The organism is Cupriavidus sp. WS, assembly GCF_000395345.1.
In the GTDB taxonomy this organism is placed as follows: Bacteria; Pseudomonadota; Gammaproteobacteria; order Burkholderiales; family Burkholderiaceae; genus Cupriavidus; species Cupriavidus basilensis_B.
Genome location: NZ_AQPL01000045.1, coordinates 1 through 4,321 on the forward strand (window position 1 = coordinate 1; position 4,321 = coordinate 4,321).

The following is a 4,321-nucleotide window of genomic DNA, read 5'->3' on the forward strand; positions in this document are numbered from 1 at the left end:
GGCGCGCATGCGAAAACGGCCCCGCCGAAGCCTCGGCGGGGCCGTTTTTCATGGCGCGCGCGGAAGGCGCCGGCAGCGCGGTCAGAACTGCACGCTGGCGTTGGCCAGGAAGGTGCGCGAGGCGCCCGGCAGCACGAAGCCGTCGTAGGTGGTGGTCCAGAAGCGCTTGTCGGCCACGTTGTTGACGCCGGCGCGCAGCGTCACCGCCTTGCCGGCGACCTTGGTCAGGTAGCGCGCGCCCAGGTCCACGGTGGTGTAGGACGGCACCTTCTGCGTGTTGGCCGAGTTCACGTACATGTCGCCGGTGATCTTGGCACCGGCCGACAGCGTCAGGCCGCGCAGGAACGGCGTGTCGTACTCGACGCGGGCGGTGGCGATGTAGCGCGGCGTGGCGTACACGCGGTTGCCATCGATGGCGGGATCGTCCACGCCGTGCGCCTTGGCGTTGAGCCACATCACGCCGCCCAGCAGCCGCACGTCGCGCGCGATGCGCAGCCAGCCGCTGGTGTCCAGGCCGGTGAAGCGCTGCGTGCCGTCCTGCACGAACACGTTCGCGGTGTTGGTGTACTCGTAGCCGCGGTCCACGCGGAACAGCGCCACGTTGGCGCCCCAGTCGCGGCGCTCGGTCTTGAAGCCGATCTCGTACTGCTTGCTCTTGAGCGGGCCGTAGACGGCCGGGTAGTTGGCGTTGGTGATGCCGGCCGAGCCGCCTTGCTCCAGCGCCTGCACGTAGCTGAAGTAGGCGGTGGAGAAGTCGTCGGTCTTGTACATCAGCGCCACCGTCGGCGAGACCGGGCTGGCCTTGTAGCGCGAGGTGGTCTGGGCCGAGGTGTCGTAGCTGCTCTGGGCGAAGTCCGTGTAGCGCAGGCCGGCCAGCACCGAGAAACGCTGCGTGAACTGGATGGTGTCGCTCAGGTAGAGCGACTTCTGCGTGATCTTGTAGTCGCGGTAGGGCACGTAGTCCTTGCCCACGCCGGCCTGCTCGGGCAGCGGCACCGGGTTGTACAGGTTGCTCTCTCCGAGGTAGATGCCGTTGCCGCCGAGGCCGGAATCCAGCTCGCGCACCTGGGTCTGGTAGCCGACGCCGGCCACCACCTCGTGCTTGATGCCGCCGGTGTCGAACTTGCCCTGCACCATCGCGTCGTAGGCCTGGTAGTAGTAGGCCGTCTTCCAGCGGTACTGCGTGTCGGCGAAATTACCGGCGGCGTCCTCGACGAACAGGAAGCTGTCCGCGTTCAGGCGGTTCTCGCGCGCGAAACGGTACTTGAAGCTGGCCTTCCAGGCGTCGTTGATGCGGTAGTCCAGGCCGGTGCCCACGGTGGTGGTGTCGGTCTCGTGCGAGGAGTAGGGCTGCACGATGTCGCGCGCGACCTTGCTGGCGCTGGGCACGTCCACGCCGGGCGCGAAGGACATGCCGAAGAGCGTGCCGCTGGTCTTGCGCTTCCAGTACATGACGTCGGCCGACCAGGTCAGGTCCGGCGTGATGCGGAAGTCGGTGGCCAGCGAGAAGACCTGGCGGCGCACGCGCACGTTCGGGTCCACCGAGTTGCCTTCCTCGTTGACGGCATTGATGCGGTAGCCGAAGCGGTCGTCGACGCCGAAGCGGCCGCCGAGGTCGAGCTTCTCGCTCCAGATGTTGTTGGCCTGGTAGCCGAAGGTGAACTGGCGATAGGGCGTGTCGGTGGGGCGCTTGACCACGTAGTTGACGATGCCGCCGGGCGTGCCGAAGCCGTACATGAAGCCGGACAGGCCCTTGAGCAGTTCCACCTGCTCGAACGGCTCCAGCGGCAGCTCGGTATCCCAGGCCACGAAATTCTGGCCGTCCACCTTGGTGCCGTTGAGCGGGTCCACGCGCATGCCGCGCACGGCGAAATACGAATTCTCGGTGCGCGTGTTGTCGCCCAGGATGGATACCGACGGGTCGTACTTGAAGACGTCGTTGGCGGTCTGCGCCATGCGCTCCTGGATCTCCTCGCTGGTAACGCCGACCACGGAGAACGGCGTGTCCACCGGCTTGCGGTCGCCCAGCGCGCCGCCGCTCACGCGCTCGACCTTGGCCGGCTCCGCGTCGCGCGAGGCGGACACGGTGGCGGTCGGCAAGGTGGCTTCGGCCTGGGCCTGGGCCAGCGCCGGCAGCGCGGCGAAGGCGACGGTCAGGCCCAGCACCGCGCTGGCGACAGGCGAGAGCCGGAGAGCGGGCGCGCATGCGGCGGCGCACCCTTGCGATGGGCGAAGAGAAGGCATAAGGACGGTTCTTTAGGAAAAGTGAGGCCAGGCCAGCCCGCTGGCGGGCCCGGACGGGTACGACGAAAGCGGATGAAAGGCGGGCGCCGCGGCGCTCAGGACGGCTCGGCCAGCGACGCCGGCACCTTGGCCGCCTTGGCCGCGGTGGCGGGGTCGCCGCGCGCCGGCAGGGCCCACACCGAATGCGGCGGCCCGTTGCGCGCGCGCCGGCGCGTGGCCAGGGCCAGCACGGCAAAGCCGCAGGCCAGCGCCAGCGCGCCGAAGTCGAAACCGGCCACGGCCCAGTGGCCGGCCAGCGCCGCCTGCCACAGGTAGTCGCCGGTCATCGCCGCGTTGACCGCCGGCACCAGCGCGGCGCCGGCCGCGGCGGCCCACAGCAGTTCGATGGCCGCGCGCGCCGGCGCGCGCAGCAGCGCCCAGGCCAGCGCGGCGAAGAATACCGGGAAGTAGTGCCAGCCGGCCGCGCGCCCGGGCCAGACCAGCGCGCCGCAGAAGGCCGCGGCCACGCCGATGCAGCAGCCGATGCACACGCCCACGGTGGCCTGCGCCAGCAGGCGGTGCACGCGCGGCTGATTCACCTGGCGGGTCTTGCGGCGCGACTCGATCCACAGCAGGTTGCCGGAGTAGAACAGGAAGGCGCCGGCCAGCCCGCCAATCAGGTAGACCAGGCGCAGCGCGAGGTCGCCGTAGGTGCCGAAGTGCAGGGCGTAGATGGCGCTGTAGATGGCGTGGTTGGCGTCGCGCCGCCCGGCGGTCTGGTCCGCGAGCACGCGGCCGCTGTCGGGCTGGCCGGCGGCGGCGTGCACGGAGACCGAGCCATAGTTGCCGAGCGCGCGCGCGCTGTTGCCGCGGATCTCGATCAGCGCGCGGGCGTCGCCATAGTGCTGGTAGCGCACCGACAGCGGCGTGAAGCGCGCGCCGGCGCTCGCGCGCGCGGCCTCCATCAGCGTGGCCGCCGGCAGCATCGGCGCCGGCCGGCCCGCCGCCTTCAGTTCGGGCGAGGCGGTGGTCAGGCGCGGCAACGCCTCGAACAGCTTGCCGTCGAAGGCCAGCACGTTGAACGTCGTGATCAGCACCATCGCCAGGCACAGCACGGCGCCGGTGATGGCGAACACGAGATGGAAGGGCAGGCTGAACAAGCCGATCACGTTGTGCGCGTCCATCCAGAAGCGCTTGAGGTTGCGCCCGGGCCGGACCGCGAACAGGTCCGCCTTCAGGCGCGGCAGGTGCAGCAGCACGCCGGACACCAGCGCCAGGCCGTACAGCACCGAGACCGCGCCCATGAAATAGTTGCCCGCCACCGGCACGCCCAGCGTGTAGTGCAGGCTGTCGATGAACGCCGCCAGCTCGCCGTGCGCGGCATCGAGCGAGGTGTCCCCGGGCGTGTTCCGGCCGGCTTCGAGCTTGCCGGAGCTGCTGGTCTGCCAGTTGCCGTCCTGGTCCAGCCAGTAGGCGGTGAACTCGGGCTCGTGCACGGTCGGCAGCGTGACGTAGGCGCTTTCCGCGCTCCTGGGATGCGCCGCCACCAGCGCGCGCATGAAATGGTCCAGCGCGGCGGGATCGGCGCCCTGCGTCGCCGGACGGTCGGCGAGCGCGCGTCCCGGCGACTGCCACGTGTGCAGTTCCTCGTGGAAGACCGTGATGGCCCCGGCGAAGAAGGCGATGAACAGGGCCCAGCCGGCCATCAGGCCGACCCAGGTATGCAGGGTCTGGTAAAGGCGCAGCGTGGCGGCTTTCATGTGTCGCTCCTGTTGCGCGGGGTCATGCCGCGCCGCCCGCCAGCAGGCGCCAGGCCCACAGCGCGCCGAACGCGGCCGCGTTGCCGGCCGCCAGCCACGACCACGCGGCCAGGCTGCTGCGGAACAGCACCGAGGCGCTGATGATGGCCACCCACAGCGGCAGGCACGCCAGCATGGCGCCGACGGCACCGCTCTGCCAGCCGCCCGGCAGCCACATCACGGACAGCGCGCACAGCGCCACGGACAGCGGCAGGCCCAGCAGCGTGCCGGCCAGCCACCTGGTGCCCATGCCGGGGCGGGGCTTGCGCGCGCCGCGCAGGCTCGCCGCCGTCATCGGG

At 70.6% G+C, this 4,321-nt stretch carries 3 protein-coding genes; all 3 read right to left on the reverse strand.

Annotation, left to right across the window (positions count from 1 at the left end; genetic code table 11):
- Nucleotides 1-81: 81 nt before the first annotated feature.
- Entirely contained in the window at nucleotides 82-2,166 is a 2,085-nt protein-coding gene (locus tag K206_RS0104590) for a TonB-dependent siderophore receptor (RefSeq protein WP_020201235.1), read from the reverse strand.
- A gap of 173 nt (nucleotides 2,167-2,339) precedes the next feature.
- A complete protein-coding gene (locus tag K206_RS0104595) occupies nucleotides 2,340-3,983 on the reverse strand; it encodes a PepSY domain-containing protein (protein ID WP_020201236.1) in 1,644 nt (547 codons plus the stop codon).
- 22 nt (nucleotides 3,984-4,005) lie between these two features.
- Nucleotides 4,006-4,317 (reverse strand): hypothetical protein, encoded by a 312-nt coding sequence (locus K206_RS43590; RefSeq protein ID WP_020201237.1) that lies wholly within the window; start codon nucleotides 4,315-4,317, stop codon nucleotides 4,006-4,008.
- Nucleotides 4,318-4,321: the final 4 nt, after the last annotated feature.

Excerpts from the sequence above, each read along its gene's own strand:
- K206_RS0104595 (WP_020201236.1), bottom strand. The coding sequence starts at position 3,983 with ATGAAAGCCGCCACGCTGCGCCTTTACCAGACCCTGCATACCTGGGTC.
- K206_RS43590 (WP_020201237.1), bottom strand. The coding sequence starts at position 4,317 with ATGACGGCGGCGAGCCTGCGCGGCGCGCGCAAGCCCCGCCCCGGCATG.